At 33.5% G+C, this 16,048-nt stretch carries 18 protein-coding genes; 14 read left to right on the forward strand and 4 right to left on the reverse strand.

Features of this window, described 5'->3' with window-relative positions; translation table 11 throughout:
• Position 1 precedes the first annotated feature (1 nt).
• The 14 genes from UMM65_RS03240 to UMM65_RS03300 all read left to right on the forward strand — a co-directional run bounded on the left by UMM65_RS03240 (position 2) and on the right by UMM65_RS03300 (position 13,276).
• Positions 2-1,297, forward strand: coding sequence for an amidohydrolase family protein (locus tag UMM65_RS03240; RefSeq protein WP_321975035.1), 1,296 nt, complete (start codon positions 2-4; stop codon positions 1,295-1,297).
• Between the two features lie 158 nt (positions 1,298-1,455).
• The gene (locus tag UMM65_RS03245) at positions 1,456-2,265 is read left to right on the forward strand and encodes a TrmH family RNA methyltransferase (RefSeq protein ID WP_321975036.1); all 810 of its coding nucleotides are present in this window, start codon (positions 1,456-1,458) and stop codon (positions 2,263-2,265) included.
• Positions 2,262-2,720: a C40 family peptidase gene (locus tag UMM65_RS03250; RefSeq protein ID WP_321975037.1), complete on the forward strand. Its 459-nt coding sequence runs from the start codon at positions 2,262-2,264 to the stop codon at positions 2,718-2,720. The genes UMM65_RS03245 and UMM65_RS03250 overlap by 4 nt, the downstream gene beginning before the upstream one ends.
• Positions 2,721-2,724: 4 nt before the next feature.
• On the forward strand, positions 2,725-3,954 hold the full coding sequence (locus UMM65_RS03255) for a M48 family metallopeptidase (protein WP_321975038.1): 1,230 nt from the start codon (positions 2,725-2,727) through the stop codon (positions 3,952-3,954).
• Positions 3,955-4,056: 102 nt separating this feature from the next.
• Complete coding sequence (locus UMM65_RS03260) at positions 4,057-4,230, forward strand: hypothetical protein (protein ID WP_321975039.1); 174 nt, start codon at positions 4,057-4,059, stop codon at positions 4,228-4,230.
• Between the two features lie 198 nt (positions 4,231-4,428).
• Entirely contained in the window at positions 4,429-4,590 is a 162-nt protein-coding gene (locus UMM65_RS17615) for a PIN domain-containing protein (protein WP_415859550.1), read from the forward strand.
• Between the two features lie 252 nt (positions 4,591-4,842).
• Entirely contained in the window at positions 4,843-5,160 is a 318-nt protein-coding gene (locus UMM65_RS03265) for a hypothetical protein (RefSeq protein ID WP_321975040.1), read from the forward strand.
• Positions 5,161-5,327: 167 nt separating this feature from the next.
• Entirely contained in the window at positions 5,328-6,122 is a 795-nt protein-coding gene (locus tag UMM65_RS03270; protein ID WP_321975041.1) for a cation efflux transmembrane domain-containing protein, read from the forward strand.
• Between the two features lie 73 nt (positions 6,123-6,195).
• A complete protein-coding gene (locus tag UMM65_RS03275; RefSeq protein ID WP_321975042.1) occupies positions 6,196-8,415 on the forward strand; it encodes a RelA/SpoT family protein in 2,220 nt (739 codons plus the stop codon).
• 360 nt (positions 8,416-8,775) lie between these two features.
• On the forward strand, positions 8,776-9,243 hold the full coding sequence (locus UMM65_RS03280) for a Fur family transcriptional regulator (RefSeq protein WP_321975043.1): 468 nt from the start codon (positions 8,776-8,778) through the stop codon (positions 9,241-9,243).
• Positions 9,244-9,365: 122 nt separating this feature from the next.
• Positions 9,366-10,634 (forward strand): adenylosuccinate synthase, encoded by a 1,269-nt coding sequence (locus UMM65_RS03285; RefSeq protein WP_321975044.1) that lies wholly within the window; start codon positions 9,366-9,368, stop codon positions 10,632-10,634.
• A gap of 64 nt (positions 10,635-10,698) precedes the next feature.
• A complete protein-coding gene (locus UMM65_RS03290) occupies positions 10,699-11,094 on the forward strand; it encodes a hypothetical protein (RefSeq protein ID WP_321975045.1) in 396 nt (131 codons plus the stop codon).
• Between the two features lie 71 nt (positions 11,095-11,165).
• Positions 11,166-12,353: an enoyl-ACP reductase FabV gene (gene fabV / locus UMM65_RS03295; protein WP_321975046.1), complete on the forward strand. Its 1,188-nt coding sequence runs from the start codon at positions 11,166-11,168 to the stop codon at positions 12,351-12,353.
• A 254-nt stretch (positions 12,354-12,607) separates the two neighbouring features.
• Positions 12,608-13,276 (forward strand): hypothetical protein, encoded by a 669-nt coding sequence (locus tag UMM65_RS03300; RefSeq protein ID WP_321975047.1) that lies wholly within the window; start codon positions 12,608-12,610, stop codon positions 13,274-13,276.
• A 159-nt stretch (positions 13,277-13,435) separates the two neighbouring features.
• On the opposite strand, the gene UMM65_RS03305 is transcribed toward UMM65_RS03300, so the two are convergent.
• From UMM65_RS03305 to UMM65_RS03320, 4 genes are read right to left on the reverse strand one after another with little or no spacing between them, the layout of a single operon-like run.
• Positions 13,436-14,728: a cryptochrome/photolyase family protein gene (locus tag UMM65_RS03305; protein WP_321975136.1), complete on the reverse strand. Its 1,293-nt coding sequence runs from the start codon at positions 14,726-14,728 to the stop codon at positions 13,436-13,438.
• Positions 14,715-15,188 (reverse strand): SRPBCC family protein, encoded by a 474-nt coding sequence (locus UMM65_RS03310; RefSeq protein ID WP_321975048.1) that lies wholly within the window; start codon positions 15,186-15,188, stop codon positions 14,715-14,717. The genes UMM65_RS03305 and UMM65_RS03310 overlap by 14 nt, the downstream gene beginning before the upstream one ends.
• Positions 15,189-15,359: a Lacal_2735 family protein gene (locus UMM65_RS03315; protein ID WP_321975049.1), complete on the reverse strand. Its 171-nt coding sequence runs from the start codon at positions 15,357-15,359 to the stop codon at positions 15,189-15,191.
• Between the two features lie 3 nt (positions 15,360-15,362).
• Positions 15,363-16,046: an SDR family NAD(P)-dependent oxidoreductase gene (locus UMM65_RS03320; RefSeq protein ID WP_321975050.1), complete on the reverse strand. Its 684-nt coding sequence runs from the start codon at positions 16,044-16,046 to the stop codon at positions 15,363-15,365.
• Positions 16,047-16,048 lie beyond the last annotated feature (2 nt).

The following is a 16,048-nucleotide window of genomic DNA, read 5'->3' on the forward strand; positions in this document are numbered from 1 at the left end:
AATGAAAAATTTTAAAAATATATTTCTAAGTCTGTTGTTGGTAGTTTCCATTCAACTATCAGCACAACAAACTCCAGCTAATGCTCAGTCTGAAACCTTAACTATTGTGGGTGCTACCGCACATATTGGCAATGGTGAGGTAATTGAAAATAGCGTAATCACTTTTGAAAACGGGAAAATTACAGCTATTGAAAAAGCATCCGCCGGTAATGCAAGTGGTAAAATAATAGATGCTAAAGGCAAGCATGTATATCCCGGATTTATAGTGCCAAATTCCACTTTAGGGTTGGGTGAGATTGATGCCGTTAAGGCTTCTGTTGATCAATCAGAAATTGGAGGAATGATTCCACATGTACGTAGTTTAATCGCTTATAATGCAGAATCTAAGGTAGTTGAAAGTATGCGTCCGAACGGTGTATTATTAGCACAAATTACTCCAAAAGGTGGTAGAATTTCTGGAACGTCTTCCATAGTACAGTTAGACGCTTGGAACTGGGAAGATGCCGCAATTAAGGTTGATGATGGTATTCATTTAAATTGGCCAAATAGTTTTTCTAGCGGAAGATGGTGGATGGGTGAAGACCCAGGCGTAAAACCTAATAAAGATTATAGTAAACAGGTTGATGAGATTAAACAATTTTTATTGGGAGCTAAAACCTATAATTTAGGGAATAAATCCCCCAAAAATCTGCCTTTTGAAGCTACTTTGGGCTTATTTGATGGTTCTAAAAAATTATATATTCATGCGAATGACGCTCGGCAAATTATTGATGCCATTACTTTCACTAAAGATATGGATATAAAAAACGTGGTTTTGGTCGGTGGTTACCAAGCCGATAAAACCATTGATATATTGAAAAAACATAATATTCCCGTTTTAATTCAAAGAACCCAAAGTTTGCCAGACAATAATGATGATGACTATGATTTACCCTACAAACTACCAAAATTGTTGGTTGATGCAGGTCTTTTAGTCGGATTAGAAGGAACTGGACGTATGGAACGTATGAACAACCGAAATTTACCTTTTTATGCTGGACAAGTTGTCGGACAGGGTTTGGATAAAGAAAAAGCCCTTCAATTAATTACAGGTAATACCGCAAAGATATTAGGAATTGAAAAAGATTATGGCACCTTAGAAGTTGGTAAAAGTGCCACTTTATTTATAAGTGAAGGTGATGCTTTGGATATGCGAACCAACCAACTAACACACGCCTTTATTGATGGGAGAATGGTAAGTTTAGAGACACATCAAACGGAATTGTGGAAACGGTATTCGGATAAATATGGTAAATAAAGCCCATCCCTAGCCCTTCCCAAAGGGAAGGGAACTAAAACTGCAAAAAATAGCAGAACATAGATAAAAATAAGGGAAGTTCTTATGAGATTCCTGTATCCGCAGGAATAACAGTTTTTAATAATCTTGAATTTTAAATTTTAAATCTAGAATCTTTGGTGCATAAAGAAATAACAAGCACACATAACAGTTTTATAAAAGAAATTGTTCAGCTACAGAGTAAGTCCCGCGTTAGAAAAAACACGGGACACTTTGTTATTGAGGGTAAGCGTGAAATATCTTTGGCTTTAAAAGGAAATTATAAAATATTGCAAGTGTTATATTGTGATGAAATTTATGGTGGAAATAGCATCGACAATTACCAGTCTGAAATTACCCGCCTGCCGGCGAGGCAGGTCAAAATAAGTAAAGAGGTATATCAAAAAATTGCCCAACGTGATTCTACAGAAGGAATCATGGCCATTGCGGAAAGCAAAAATTTTAATTTATCATCGCTACAATTAAGAAACAAAAATCCATTAATTTTGGTAGCGGAAGCACCGGAAAAGCCAGGAAATATTGGAGCATTATTAAGAACTGCAGATGCTGCCAATGTGGATGCGGTATTGATTGCCAACCCAATAACGGACATGTACAATCCGAATATTATCAGGTCTAGTGTGGGTTGTGTTTTTACAAATCAAATAGCAACTGGCACAACTAAAGAAATTATTCAATTTTTAGAATCTAACTCAATTTCAATATTTTGTGCAGCATTAACCGCTTCCAAATCTTACGAAACTGTTGATTATACCAACCCATCTGCTATTGTTGTAGGTACAGAAGCAACAGGATTGAGCGACGAGTGGCTTCAAAAATCCACACAAAATATAATTATACCGATGCAAGGGCAAATAGATTCATTAAATGTTTCTGTTTCGGCTGCAATTCTTATTTTTGAAGCGAAAAGACAACGCAAATTCTTATGATCCATTCAAAATTTCTGTATTTTTTCTTAATTATTTTGCTTTTAACCAGCTGCGGTGCCTCTAAAAAAGCTGCTGCTGTTGCCAAGGTTGAATCCGAATTGGAAAAACAATATCAGCTCTATGAAGGTGTGCCTTATAAATATGGAGGTACAGACAGAAGGGGTTTTGATTGTTCCGGTTTTGTGAGAAAAGTATATAAAGATGGATTAAGAACTCAACTGCCCAGAACCACAAAAGAGATAGCCACCATGGGCAGAAAAGTATCTAAACATAGGTTAAAACCGGGCGATTTGGTATTTTTTAGACCTTCGCGAAAATATAGGCACGTGGGTATTTATGTCGGCGATAATCTTTTCATGCACAGTTCTACATCCAAAGGAATTATGAAATCCAACTTGGACAACTCTTACTGGAAAAAGAAATTCCGATACGCCAAAAGTATTTTAATATACTAATTGAATGACCGCACAAACTGTATTTTACATTATAATTGGCATTTTAACGTTAAATTTTGTTATTGATAAATACTTGGATTATTTAAATGCAAAACATTTTGATGATGAAATTCCGCCTTTGTTAGACGATGTTTACGATAAAAAGGAATACGAAAAATCACAAGCTTATAAAAAGGAAAATTTTAAGTTTTCGAGCCTTACAGGTGCTTTTTCTTTTGTGTTGACTATAGCATTTTTCTTTTTTGAGGGTTTTGCTTATGTTGATCAATGGGCTAGAAGTATTAGCGACAATCAAATTGTAATTACACTTGTCTTTTTTGGAATTATTATGTTTGGTAGCGACATTCTTACCACGCCCCTCTCCTATTATAAAACCTTTGTTATTGAAGAAAAATATGGGTTTAACAAAACCACTAAAAAGTTGTTCTTTATAGATAAAATTAAAGGATGGTTTTTAATGATAATCATAGGCGGTGGAATTTTAGCGTTAATTGTTTGGTTTTATCAACAAACAGGCAAAAATTTTTGGATTTATACTTGGGCTTTCATGGCTGTATTTTCCATATTTATGACCTTGTTTTATTCTACGTTGATTGTTCCATTGTTCAATAAACAAAGTCCACTCGAGGAAGGTGAACTTAAAACGGCGTTAGAAAATTTCGCCCAAAAAGTGGGTTTCAATCTCGATAAAATATTTGTGATAGATGGTTCCAAACGTTCCACAAAAGCCAATGCCTATTTTACAGGATTTGGAAAAAAGAAACGCATCGTACTGTACGACACCTTAATCAATGATCTAGAAACTGACGAGATTGTGGCGGTTTTAGCTCATGAAGTTGGGCATTATAAAAAGAAACATGTTGTTTTCAATATGGTAAGTTCCATTCTTTTAACGGGGTTGACTTTATACATACTTTCCTTTTTTATTGATAGTAAATTATTGGCCAATGCCTTGTCGGTTTCTGAACCCAGTTTTCATATTGGTTTAATTGCGTTTGGTGTACTGTATAGTCCTATTTCTGAAATTACGGGATTGATAATGAACATCTTCTCCAGAAAATTCGAATACCAAGCCGATGATTATGCCAAATCACATTTTGGTGCAAAACCTTTAACGGCCGCATTAAAAAAGTTATCAAAAAACAGTTTAAGCAATTTAACACCTCATAAAGCTTATGTTTTTATGCATTACTCCCACCCTACGCTGTTGCAGCGGGTTAAGGCTATGTTGTAGGATAATTTGATTTATGGTTAAAAAGATTTAAAGTTCCTGATTTAAGTTTCGATGTTTGACCATTTTAAAATTAGTTATATTTGTATAAATAATCTATCAATTATGGTAACTGTATTAAAACAAGGTGCAACAAAACAAAGCATCAGAAAGATTTTAGAAAAACTGGCGAAAGAAATTAGGCCAAAAGGTGTTGATGTTTACAAGTATTGTGGTAAAATTAAATTAGATAAAGACGCTTTAACCATTCAAAGAGGACTTAGGAATGAATGGGAGTAAGTTATTTTTAGACACTAACATTATTCTCTATTTATTGCACGGAGATAAAACATTGGCAGAAGTTTTGGATCAGAAACAATTGTATATATCTGTTATAACTGAGTTAGAATTGTTAGCATAAAAAAACATTACCGCTAAAGACGAAAAATTATTACTGAATTTATATCACAGTGTAAGGTCATTAATCTAAATAGCACAATTAAAAAAGACACAATACGTATAAGAAAATTGTATCAAACTAAACTACCTGATAGCATTATTATAGCAACAGCATTATATTTAGATTTACCGTTAATTACTTCTGATATCGAGTTTAAAAAAATTGACGAACTCACTCTTATACATTACGAGAACAACTAAATTCCGCTGGTTTAGAGCAGTGCAATGACTTATAATTGAGATGAAATCCCAACTAATTGAGTATATTTGTTTATTACGTTTAAGTTGGCAATTATGAAATACTTAATTTTATTTCTGTTTTTTTTATAACCTTAGTTCCGTTGGACAAGAGATTATTATTGGTGACTCTACAGTAGTTAACGAAATACAATTAAACACACCCCAGATATACGAGAATAAGGATAAAACATATTTTTTTCTAACAAAAAACCTTTGCGTAAAATACAAACACATGCTACAAACATCATAGCCCATTCCAACAAAAGTAATATCAATAGGGTAATTGCTACTAGTACTACGTATAAGGGTCAGCTTTCAACAGAATGGTATTTTTTAAATGACAAGTTAATTTTTGCGTTTGAAAGTTTTGAATATTTTAATAAAAGTGATAGCCAAACGGATTGGAATAACTTCAAAGGATTTGAAGCTTGGGAAAGCCGATATTATTTTGTTAATGATTTTATCAAATATCAAAAACATAAAGGTGGAAAAAAACTTAGATGGAAACAAAGAACCTACAACCGTGTTTAAAGATGGAAAAGTATTTTAAAATATGTTAAAGAGAATATAAAAGAATAAAATTTACTGCTAAATTCAGAAGTTTTAACCCTAATAACTACTAACTTCAAAACATCAGAGAATTAATGATTTTTGGTATATTTTCTTGTTCAGGAAACTGCAAAAAACTATAAAAACCAATGAATAAAACAATATTTGAAATCACGAAAATGGACTGTCCATCGGAGGAAAATCTCATCCGAATGAAATTGGACGGAATTTCAAGTATAGCGAATTTAGACTTTGACATCCCAAACCGAAAATTGACAATCTTTCACAACGGAGAAATCGACCAAATCGAAAAGTCGCTTATCGAATTGAATTTAGGCGGTAAGAAAATCTCGACCGAACAGACTGATCAAACGGAATTTAAAGAAAATAAGAACCAAAAAAAGCTACTTTGGTCTGTCCTCGCCATAAATTTCGCCTTTTTCATTATAGAAATGACATCAGGAATTATCTCAAAATCGATGGGATTGGTTGCCGACAGTTTGGATATGCTTGCGGACAGCTTTGTTTATGGTATTAGTTTATTTGTGGTTGGTGGAACGCTGATTAGGAAAAAACGAATTGCAAAACTTGCGGGATATTTTCAAATTACACTTGCAATTATCGGATTTGTAGAAGTTTTAAGACGGTTTTTTGGTGCCGAGAAACTTCCTGATTTTTCGACAATGATTATCGTTTCAATTTTTGCACTTATCGCAAACGGAATATGTCTATACATTTTGCGAAAATCAAAAAGCAAAGAAGAAGCACATATGAAAGCGAGTATGATTTTCACCTCGAATGACGTGATTATCAATTTGGGAGTTATAATAGCAGGTGTTCTAGTTAATTGGCTAAGTTCCAATAAACCTGATTTAATTATAGGAACAATCGTTTTTATTTTAGTGATTCAAGGTGCTTTTCGAATTCTAAAATTAGGCAAGTAAATATAATAACTTGTCTCTAATACCCATACCAAAAAAACTTGCCCAATAAAAATGTTTAGATTACTTTTATTCTATGGCATATACCGTAACCGTAGAGGAAGAAAATAAAGAAATAGCCAAACGCTATAAAGAAATGTTGCATGCTACGTATCAACACCTATCAAAACAAGATAAGGAAATGATACGGAAAGCTTTTGACGTGGCTGTTGATGCCCATAAAGACCAACGCAGAAAAACGGGTGAACCTTATATTTATCATCCTATTGCAGTAGCTTCCATTGTGGCAAATGAGATTGGTTTGGGGGCAACTTCCATTATGTGTGCCTTATTACATGATGTAGTTGAAGATTCCGACGATTATACTTTTGAGGATATTGAAGGGTTGTTTGGCGAAACCGTTGCCAAAATCGTGAATGGTCTTACTAAAATTTCGCGTTTAAATAAAGATCAAGAAGTTTCTATCCAAGCGGAGAATTTTAGAAAAATGCTCTTGACCTTAAATGATGATGTCCGAGTAATTCTGATAAAAATTGCCGATCGTTTGCACAATATGCAAACTATGGATGCCATGCCATACCATAAACAGATAAAAATATCTTCTGAAACGTTGTACATTTATGCACCTTTGGCCCATCGTTTGGGATTGTACAATATTAAGACCGAGCTAGAAGATTTAGGCTTAAAATATACAGAACCAGAAGTTTACAACGATATTCTCACCAAAATAAAAGAAAGTAAAGAGCAACAAGAAGAATATATAAAAGCATTTACCGAAAGTGTTCAAAAAGCTCTGGACAAAGAAAAATTTGATTATGTAATTAAGGGTAGAACCAAGTCCATTTATTCCATCCGAAAGAAAATGTTAAACCAAGGCGTTTCTTTTGATGAAATTTACGACAAGTTTGCCATTAGAATTATCTATAGTTCCGAGTTAGAAGATGAAAAATTCAATGCCTGGAAAATTTATTCTATTATAACCGATAGTTTTAATCCCAACCCAAACCGTTTACGTGATTGGATAACACAGCCAAAATCTACGGGATACGAATCTCTGCACATTACGGTTATGGGCCCAAAAGGTCGTTGGATTGAAGTTCAGATCCGATCTAGAAGAATGGACGAAATTGCCGAAAAAGGTTATGCCGCACATTTTAAATATAAACACGGCAATGAAAAAGAAAGTGGACTTGAAAATTGGTTGAATAAATTAAAAGAAACGTTAGAAAATCCTGATGTAAATGCGGTTGATTTTGTAGAGCAGTTCAAATTGAACTTATACGCTAAAGAAATTTATATTTTCACACCTCAAGGTGATATAAAATCGTTGCCAAAAGGAGCAACTCCATTGGATTTTGCTTTTGCCATCCACACCGATGTTGGTTTAACATGTAGAGGAGCCAAAGTAAACGGCAAATTAGTTCCGCTAAGCCACACCTTAAATAGTGGAGATCAGGTAGAAATTATTACCTCTAACAGCCAAAAACCAAAATTGAGTTGGTTGGATTTCGCTCAAACCGCACGGGCAAAATCGAAAATAAAGAGTGCCTTAAAAGAAGATCAAAAATTGGTAGCAGAGGAAGGTAAAGCAGCTTTAACGCGTAAATTAAGGCATTTAAAAATTCCTTTTAACGAAAAAACAATAAACGAGTTGGTCAGTTATTTTAAATTAAAGACCAGCCACGATCTTTTTTACAGATTTGGTAACGGAGCTATTGACAATCAACAACTCAAAAATTTTGTAAGTCAGAGAAGTAATGCTATTTATAAGTTTTTTAAAAACACCATAAAAAGAGGGGATAAAAAAATAGTTGACGATAAAAATGATGAGTTAACAGACAAATTTGATTTACTTGTTTTCGGTAAGGACGAAGAAAAATTAGCCTATAAATTAGCTCAATGCTGTAATCCAATTCCTGGGGATAAAGTTTTTGGTTTTGTAACCGTTGCTGACGGAATTAAAGTGCATAAACAAAATTGTCCGAACGCAATAAGCATGCAATCGCAATTTGCATATAGGGTTATCACCGCCAAATGGATAGATTCCACACAACAAGAACACAAGGTTATCTTAAAATTAACAGGTATTGATCATATGGGCTTGGTTAATGAAGTTACGCAGGTTATTTCCAGCAATATGCACGTAAATATTTATAATATAAATATTTCTGGTGGTCAAAGTGTCTTTTCGGGTCATATAACCGTTGGTGTTAAAAACAACGATCAGCTGAGGAAATTAATGGAGAAACTAAAGAAAATAGAGGGGATTGATAAAATTCAACGTTTGAATAGTTAATTAAGTTATTAGTTCAATAATTTACTGAATAACACTTGTTTAACAGGGAATAAACAAAATGAGTCCTCCCCTTATTTTCAAGGGGAGGTGTCGATAGGCGGAGGGGTTTCTTTGTTCAAAAGTTGTTAAATTTTTTAGCAGGCGGATAAGAAATACTTGTTTTTTAATTATGAACTGGTATAATCTTTTCTCATTTTGCTAAAAAGAACCTTTTTCACCCACTTATTGTCTTTTTTTCTTTCCTTAGCTCTGCTAAGCAACTTAAAAAAGTCTTCAATTGGGCAAAAAATAATTTATTTTCGCTTAAACGCCAAAAGTTTAAACCAGTTCATTAAATTTGCTTTTTAATCTAAATTAGATATGGATAATTCTAAAAATCAGGAAATTGTAAAAAGTGTTTTTACCAATTTTTTAGAACAAAATAACCATAGAAAAACACCCGAGCGTTACGCTATACTTCAAGAAATCTATGATCACAACGATCATTTTGATATTGAATCACTTTATATTTACATGAAAAATCAAAATTATCGTGTAAGCAGAGCAACGCTTTATAATACCATAGAATTATTGTTAGAATGTGGGTTGGTTAGACGACATCAGTTTGGTCAAAATCAAGCTCATTACGAAAAATCTTATTTTGACAGACAGCACGATCATATTATTCTAACGGATACAGGTGAGGTAATTGAATTTTGCGATCCTAGAATTCAAACGATTAAAAAAACCATAGAAGAAGTTTTTGATATAAAAGTTAACAAACATTCACTTTACTTTTATGGGGAGCGAATCAAGGGTAAAAAGAAAGAGAAGACGACTAAAAAATAATCGTTTTAATAAAGTGGGCGGGTAAGTTTCAAAAGATTTCTCGTGCCTCGAAATGACAGAAAGTAATTAACAATGGGGCTAATGCCTCGAAATGACAACAATAAAAAATAACGAATTACAACATGGTTGATTTATTACTCGGTTTGCAATGGGGCGACGAAGGAAAAGGTAAAATTGTAGATGTACTTACTAAAAATTACGATATAATAGCTCGTTTTCAAGGCGGTCCAAATGCAGGACATACCTTAATTTTTGATGGAAACAAGCACGTTTTACATACAATTCCCTCGGGAATATTTCATGATAAAGCTGTAAATATTGTAGGAAATGGTGTGGTAATCGATCCTGTTATTTTTCAAAAAGAACTGGAGAATCTTTCACCCTATAATATCGATTTTAAATCGAAATTATTAATATCACGTAAAGCCCATTTAATTTTGCCTACACATAGGTTGTTAGATGCCGCTTCTGAAACTTCTAAAGGGAAAGCCAAAATTGGTTCTACCTTAAAGGGCATTGGTCCAACGTATATGGACAAAACCGGAAGAAACGGAATGCGTGTGGGTGATTTAGAATTGGAAGATTGGAAAGACAAATACAAAGCTTTGACCGAAAAGCATTTAAAAATGCTGAATTATTTTGAGGTTGATATTCAATTTGACCTTAAGGAATTGGAAAAACAATTTTGTAAGGCCATTGAGGTTTTAAAAGAACTTACCTTTATCGATAGCGAAGAATATTTATTTGAAGCTATGCGAAATAACAAAACCATTTTAGCAGAAGGTGCTCAAGGTTCATTATTAGATATAGATTTTGGTACCTATCCGTTTGTAACGTCTTCTAATACTACCGCTGCCGGTGCATGTACCGGATTGGGCGTTGCCCCAAATAAAATTGGTGAGGTTTTTGGAATTTTTAAAGCCTATACCACGCGTGTAGGTTCTGGTCCTTTCCCAACTGAATTGTTTGACAAAGATGGCGAAAGAATGGCAAAAGTAGGCCACGAATTTGGAGCTACTACTGGCAGACCACGCCGTTGTGGGTGGCTGGATTTGGTTGCCTTAAAATATGCAGTACAGATTAATGGTGTAACCCAACTCAATATGATGAAGGGTGATGTACTTTCTGGTTTTGACACCTTAAAAGTATGTACTTCTTATAACTATAAAGGTAAAGAGATTACGCATTTACCTTATAATATAGAACCCGAAAATGTGAGTGTAAACTATACCGAGTTTAAAGGATGGCAAGCTGATCTTACAAAAATGGAAAGTGCCGACCAATTGCCAAAAAACCTAATTACCTATATAGATTTTATTGAAAAAGAACTGCAAGTACCAATTAAAATTGTTTCGGTTGGGCCGGATAGGAAGCAGACGATTTTTAGGTAGGGGAAGTTTTAATTTTGACTGCAATGTGATTATAACTATGCTGTAGATAATTGAAAAATAATTAATGGAATTGAAATCACTTTTTGGGTTTATCTTAATGTTCCTTCTAATTTCTTGTGGATATTCGGAACAGAAACGACAAGAGAAATTGAAATTCGATGCTGAAACAAAATCCAACGAGAAAAAGTTCTATTATCCTGAACCTTATGATAATTGGTGGCGAAGCTATCAACCAAATCTTGAGAATAGTGAAGGTTGGATTAAAAACAATTGCGACGAGATATATCCCGACAGCTTAAAGGTTTTAGTACTTAGGCAAAGTATATCTCACAAAAGTTGGGGGTTTTACAAAGGGACATTGGACGTAAGACTTTTAGATAATGGAAAAGAAATTCAAATTAACTTTGATTGTTTTATTCCTGACCTAAAAAAAGGAGAATGGCTGAATAATACACAATAAAAGTTCCAACTTTAGTGATGAGTTAAAAAAACTGAATAACATAACAATTCTCGTAACAAACCAAACAACCAATGATAATACACCCAAAAACCCGCGGATTTATATGTATCACAGCTCACCCCGACGGTTGTGCAAAAAGTGTTCAAAATCAAATTGATTATATAAAGTCTCAAGGTACAGTTGACGGTCCTAAGAAAGTTTTGGTCATTGGGGCTTCTACAGGATTTGGTTTGGCATCGCGAATAACCAGTGCGTTTGGTTCAAATGCCTCTACCATTGGAGTATTTTTTGAAAAACCACCTGCAGAAGGTAGAACGGCATCTTCTGGTTGGTACAATACCGCTGCTTTTGAAAAGCAAGCTCATAAAGAAGGGTTGTATGCAAAAAGTATAAATGGTGATGCTTTTTCACATGAAATTAAGGAACAAACCGCTCAACTCATTAAAAAAGATTTAGGTAAGATTGATTTAGTAATTTATAGTTTGGCATCGCCTGTTAGAACGCATCCTGATACTGGTGTTCGGTATAAATCCGTCTTAAAACCAATTGGAAAATCATACACCAATAAAACTGTCGATTTCCATACTGGTGAGGTAAAAGAAATATCTATTGAAGCTTGTAATGAAGAAGAAATAGAAAATACAATCGTAGTAATGGGTGGGCAAGACTGGGAAATGTGGATTGATAAACTCAAAAAAGAAGAGTTACTTTCTGATGATTTTAAAACCGTTGCGTATTCATACATTGGTCCAAAACTAACTGAACCCGTATATAGAAAAGGTACCATCGGAATGGCAAAAGACCATTTAGAAGCTACGGCTTTTAAAATAACCGATAGTTTAAAAAGTATAAAAGGTAAAGCTTATGTATCGGTGAATAAAGCCTTGGTCACACAATCCAGCTCTGCTATTCCCGTTATTCCGTTATATATTTCCTTACTGTACAAAGTAATGAAAGAGGAAGACGTTCAAGAAGGTTGTATTGAACAAATCTATAGATTATATAAAGAAAGATTATTTCTTGATGAAGTGCCTATAGATAGCGAAGGAAGAATACGAATTGACGATTGGGAAATGCGTGACGATATTCAAGAAAAAGTGGCTAAATTATGGAATGAATCAACCACAGAGTCATTACCAAAAATTGGGGATTTAGAAGGGTATCGTGATGAATTTTTCAATCTTTTCGGTTTCAATTTTGAGGGAATCGATTACGATAAAGATACCGATGAAATGGTTATGATTCCCGGATTACAATAAATTTAAAGGTAATATTCTAACCCATATTAAATACGATTAACAGTCCCAGAGGGACTTAACATGGGTAGAAAAGAAAAGAAATTGGTAATCAACAATATCGTGCCGTCAGGTACGAAACAGAAATACAACATATATTGTACCTCACGGCACAATTTGGATTGGACGCAATATTTGTGCAACCCATATGTAGTTCCTAACGGAACATAAAAAACAATGAAAGTTCATGACTATCGTAACAGAAACAAAAACATAATATGCTAAAAAAAAGTATCCTAACAACCCTCATAATTATAATAACTTTTACAGCTTGTAAAAACAAAAAGGAAACGGACACCAAGGTAGAAGACCTTATTTCAATTAACGATTTTGACAGCATCGCTATTCAAAAATTACCTTATGCATTTGCTTTTGATAAAGATTCTATTTTAGATTATCATTATACGTTAGAAGCTTTTGAGCAAAATGGAAAAATCGACAAGAATGCAAAATTAAATACTTATTTTTCCGATTCTACTGCCTTTTTAAAGGATGAGGATTTAATGATTACAGAAAGTAAAAATTATCCTTATATAGGTGAAGGCTATTTTTATACACGTTTACCCAATATTAATGATATTAAAGTGCTTATTTTTACTTATCACAATACAGAAGAACCAGAAACCCTACCCTATTTTGAACTTCAAACTTTTAATGAAAACAATAAAGTAGTAGATAAATTGATTTTGGCAGGTGGTATTAATTACGACTGTAGTTGGGACAGGCAATTTTCCATTGACAAAGATTATAATATTATTATAATCGATAACGAATCCTGTTTTGATCCTGAAGACGAAAAACAAATCTTGACCAAAACCGTTCAAACTCAATATAAAATTGGAAATGATGGTCAGATTGAGCAATTGATTTCTGAGGAGGCGGTGTAGTTGTGTAAGCTATTACACAGAGATACTGAAAGAAAAAAGAGATTCACAGAGAAATGTCCCATCCTAAATCCTTTCCTAAGGGAAGGACTTCCACACGATAATATTTAGAAAAAATATAATTTTTTCTTCGTAACTTGTATTCCGTACCTCGTACTTTCTTTATTGCAACCCAACTTTATAACCCTTCAACGCTCTTTCTCTAGCAAACTTGTGCTCAACCATAGGTTCAGGATAACCTGAATCAAATTCTGGAATCCATTTTCTGGTATATTCTAAATTTTTATCAAATTTTTTTAATTGTGTTGTCGGATTAAAAATTCTAAAGTATGGAGCGGCATCGCAACCCGTTCCGGCTGCCCATTGCCAATTACCGTTATTGGATGACAATTCGTAATCCAATAATTTCTCGGCAAAGTAGGCTTCTCCCCATTTCCAGTCAATCAACAAATGTTTGCATAAAAAACTAGCAGTTACCATTCGCACCCTGTTGTGCATATAGCCCGTTTCGTTCAATTCACGCATACCGGCATCAACTAAGGGATAGCCAGTCGTACCTTCGCACCAACGTTTAAAATCGGCTTTATTGTCCCGCCACTTTATGCCATCATATTTTGATCTGAAATTATTTGTGACCACTTTTGGAAAGTGGAACAATATCTGCATAAAGAACTCTCTCCAAATCAATTCACTTAAAAAAACCGCATTTTTTTCATTAGCCATTACAACTAATTTTCTAATGCTTATGGTACCAAATCTTAAATGAGGTGATAAATATGAAGTTCCATTTTTAGCAGGAAAATCTCGATTTTTATCATAATCTGAAATAATATTCAAATTAGGAGAATGAACTTTCTGTTTGCTTTTTACAAACCCAATAGTTTCTAATGTTGGGAATAGTGTTTCATATTGACAAAATTGATTCCAATTAAGTATCTCGTTTTTTACACTGTCTAAGTTATCATTTTTAAATTTTTCAAGCCACTTATTTTTATAAGGTGTATAAACTGTATAAGGATCTCCATCTCCTTTTAAAACTTCATCTTTTTCAAATATTACTTGGTCTTTAAAATTAGAAACTTCAATATCATTTGAACTCAATAAATCAGTAATTTCTTGGTCTCGTTTAAGGGCATAGGGTTCATAATCTCTATTATAAAATACGTTTTTTACATTAAACTCAGTAATTAATTCTTTCCATATGTCTGCTATTTTCCCTTTTTTAATCAATAAGGAGCTGTTCTTCTTTTTTAGCTGTAGGTGGATATCTTTGAGTGATTTGTAAATAAAAGAAACCCTTGCATCGTTTTTTGGTAAATCTTCTAAAATATCATTGTCAAAAATAAAAATAGGCAATACCGGTAATCCACTTTTTAGGGCAGCATTTAAACCTACGTTGTCTTCCAGACGCAAGTCGCGTCTAAACCAAAATATGGTAATCTCATTTTTCTTCATACGTTCCAAATTTTTTTTCAATCGCAAGGATTTGATAATCAAATATTTCTTTTAATTTATTCTTTATAATCAAGCTGTTAGCGATGGCTCCAAGAAACCCAAATGGAGGTTGGTAGCTTACAATATCTTTCATTAAAACTCCGTATTCAATAGGCTCAATTATATGTTGATGATGCCATAAAGCATAAGGGCCAATACGTTGTTCATCAACAAAATACCGTTTATCTCTAACATGAGTTATTTCAGTGACCCAAGTTGTTTTTATACCCAACAACGGACTCACCTTGTAAGAAATAATCATTCCTTCATACATTTTATCAGGAAGATTTTTTGAACTGATATCAAAACCCATATAATCGGGAGTTATTTCCTTGAGGTTTGCTGGTGAAGAAATAAAATCCCAAATTTCATCAATCGTACAATTGATTTTTTGTTCTTTATATAACTGATAAAATGCCATTTATTTATTGTTTAAAGCTTCTATCTTTTTCAATACTATATCGGCTTCTGCATATTTAGTATCACTTGCTTTTCGGTTGGTAGTAGATAAACGATGTGATTCTGCTAATAGCTTTTTATACCTATCATTTAACTTTTCCACCTCTGATTTCTTCTTGAATAATCCAAACATATTTTAAATCTTTAAGGTTACTATACCACAGTCCATTTCAAAAATTTGTCCCGATATTGAAGCTGCGTTCTCAGAAATTAAAAATTGAGCCATACCCGCGACTTCATTTGGATCTAGATATTTTTTTAAAGGATGTCTTTCTATCATTTTTTCTTTCATTTTATCGTTTCTTAACAGGTTTTCTGCCAAACCAGTATCGGTTACCGTAGGTGCAATGGCGTTAACTCTGACCGTTGGTGCCAATTCTGCCGCTAATGATTTTACAAGCCCTTCTACCCCACCCTTTGCTGTAGCAATACTGGCGTGATAAGGCATACCTAACTTTACAGCAACCGTACTAAATAACAATATAGAAGGATTGTTACCATTTTTTAAGAGCGGTAAATATTTTTGGATGGCACGGACAGCACCTAACACATTAATATTAAAATCATCTCTAAAATCATTTAAACTTAATCTTGATATTGGTTTTAAATTAATACTTCCAGGACAATAAATTAGAGTATCAATTTCATCCATTTCTGGCAATTCATCTTCCAACACATTGCATTGATACTGATGTAAATTTTTATGATTAATATCAGATGGAGTTCTACTAATATTTGTTATTTTGTTTTCGTCTATTAGTCTTTGCACAATGGAATTGCCAATACCTTTGCTACCTCCTATAATTATTATTTTTTTCACAT

The organism is Aureibaculum koreense (genome assembly GCF_034296135.1).
In the GTDB taxonomy this organism is placed as follows: domain Bacteria; phylum Bacteroidota; class Bacteroidia; order Flavobacteriales; family Flavobacteriaceae; genus Aureibaculum.

Bases quoted from the DNA above. Each gene is read 5' to 3' on its own strand.
- UMM65_RS03240 (WP_321975035.1), top strand. From the start codon at position 2: ATGAAAAATTTTAAAAATATATTTCTAAGTCTGTTGTTGGTAGTTTCC.
- UMM65_RS03250 (WP_321975037.1), top strand. From the start codon at position 2,262: ATGATCCATTCAAAATTTCTGTATTTTTTCTTAATTATTTTGCTTTTA.
- UMM65_RS03255 (WP_321975038.1), top strand. From the start codon at position 2,725: ATGACCGCACAAACTGTATTTTACATTATAATTGGCATTTTAACGTTA.
- UMM65_RS03260 (WP_321975039.1), top strand. From the start codon at position 4,057: ATGGTAACTGTATTAAAACAAGGTGCAACAAAACAAAGCATCAGAAAG.
- UMM65_RS03270 (WP_321975041.1), top strand. From the start codon at position 5,328: ATGAATAAAACAATATTTGAAATCACGAAAATGGACTGTCCATCGGAG.
- UMM65_RS03275 (WP_321975042.1), top strand. From the start codon at position 6,196: ATGGCATATACCGTAACCGTAGAGGAAGAAAATAAAGAAATAGCCAAA.
- UMM65_RS03280 (WP_321975043.1), top strand. From the start codon at position 8,776: ATGGATAATTCTAAAAATCAGGAAATTGTAAAAAGTGTTTTTACCAAT.
- UMM65_RS03285 (WP_321975044.1), top strand. From the start codon at position 9,366: ATGGTTGATTTATTACTCGGTTTGCAATGGGGCGACGAAGGAAAAGGT.
- UMM65_RS03290 (WP_321975045.1), top strand. From the start codon at position 10,699: ATGGAATTGAAATCACTTTTTGGGTTTATCTTAATGTTCCTTCTAATT.
- fabV (WP_321975046.1), top strand. From the start codon at position 11,166: ATGATAATACACCCAAAAACCCGCGGATTTATATGTATCACAGCTCAC.
- UMM65_RS03300 (WP_321975047.1), top strand. From the start codon at position 12,608: ATGCTAAAAAAAAGTATCCTAACAACCCTCATAATTATAATAACTTTT.
- UMM65_RS03305 (WP_321975136.1), bottom strand. From the start codon at position 14,728: ATGAAGAAAAATGAGATTACCATATTTTGGTTTAGACGCGACTTGCGT.
- UMM65_RS03310 (WP_321975048.1), bottom strand. From the start codon at position 15,188: ATGGCATTTTATCAGTTATATAAAGAACAAAAAATCAATTGTACGATT.
- UMM65_RS03315 (WP_321975049.1), bottom strand. From the start codon at position 15,359: ATGTTTGGATTATTCAAGAAGAAATCAGAGGTGGAAAAGTTAAATGAT.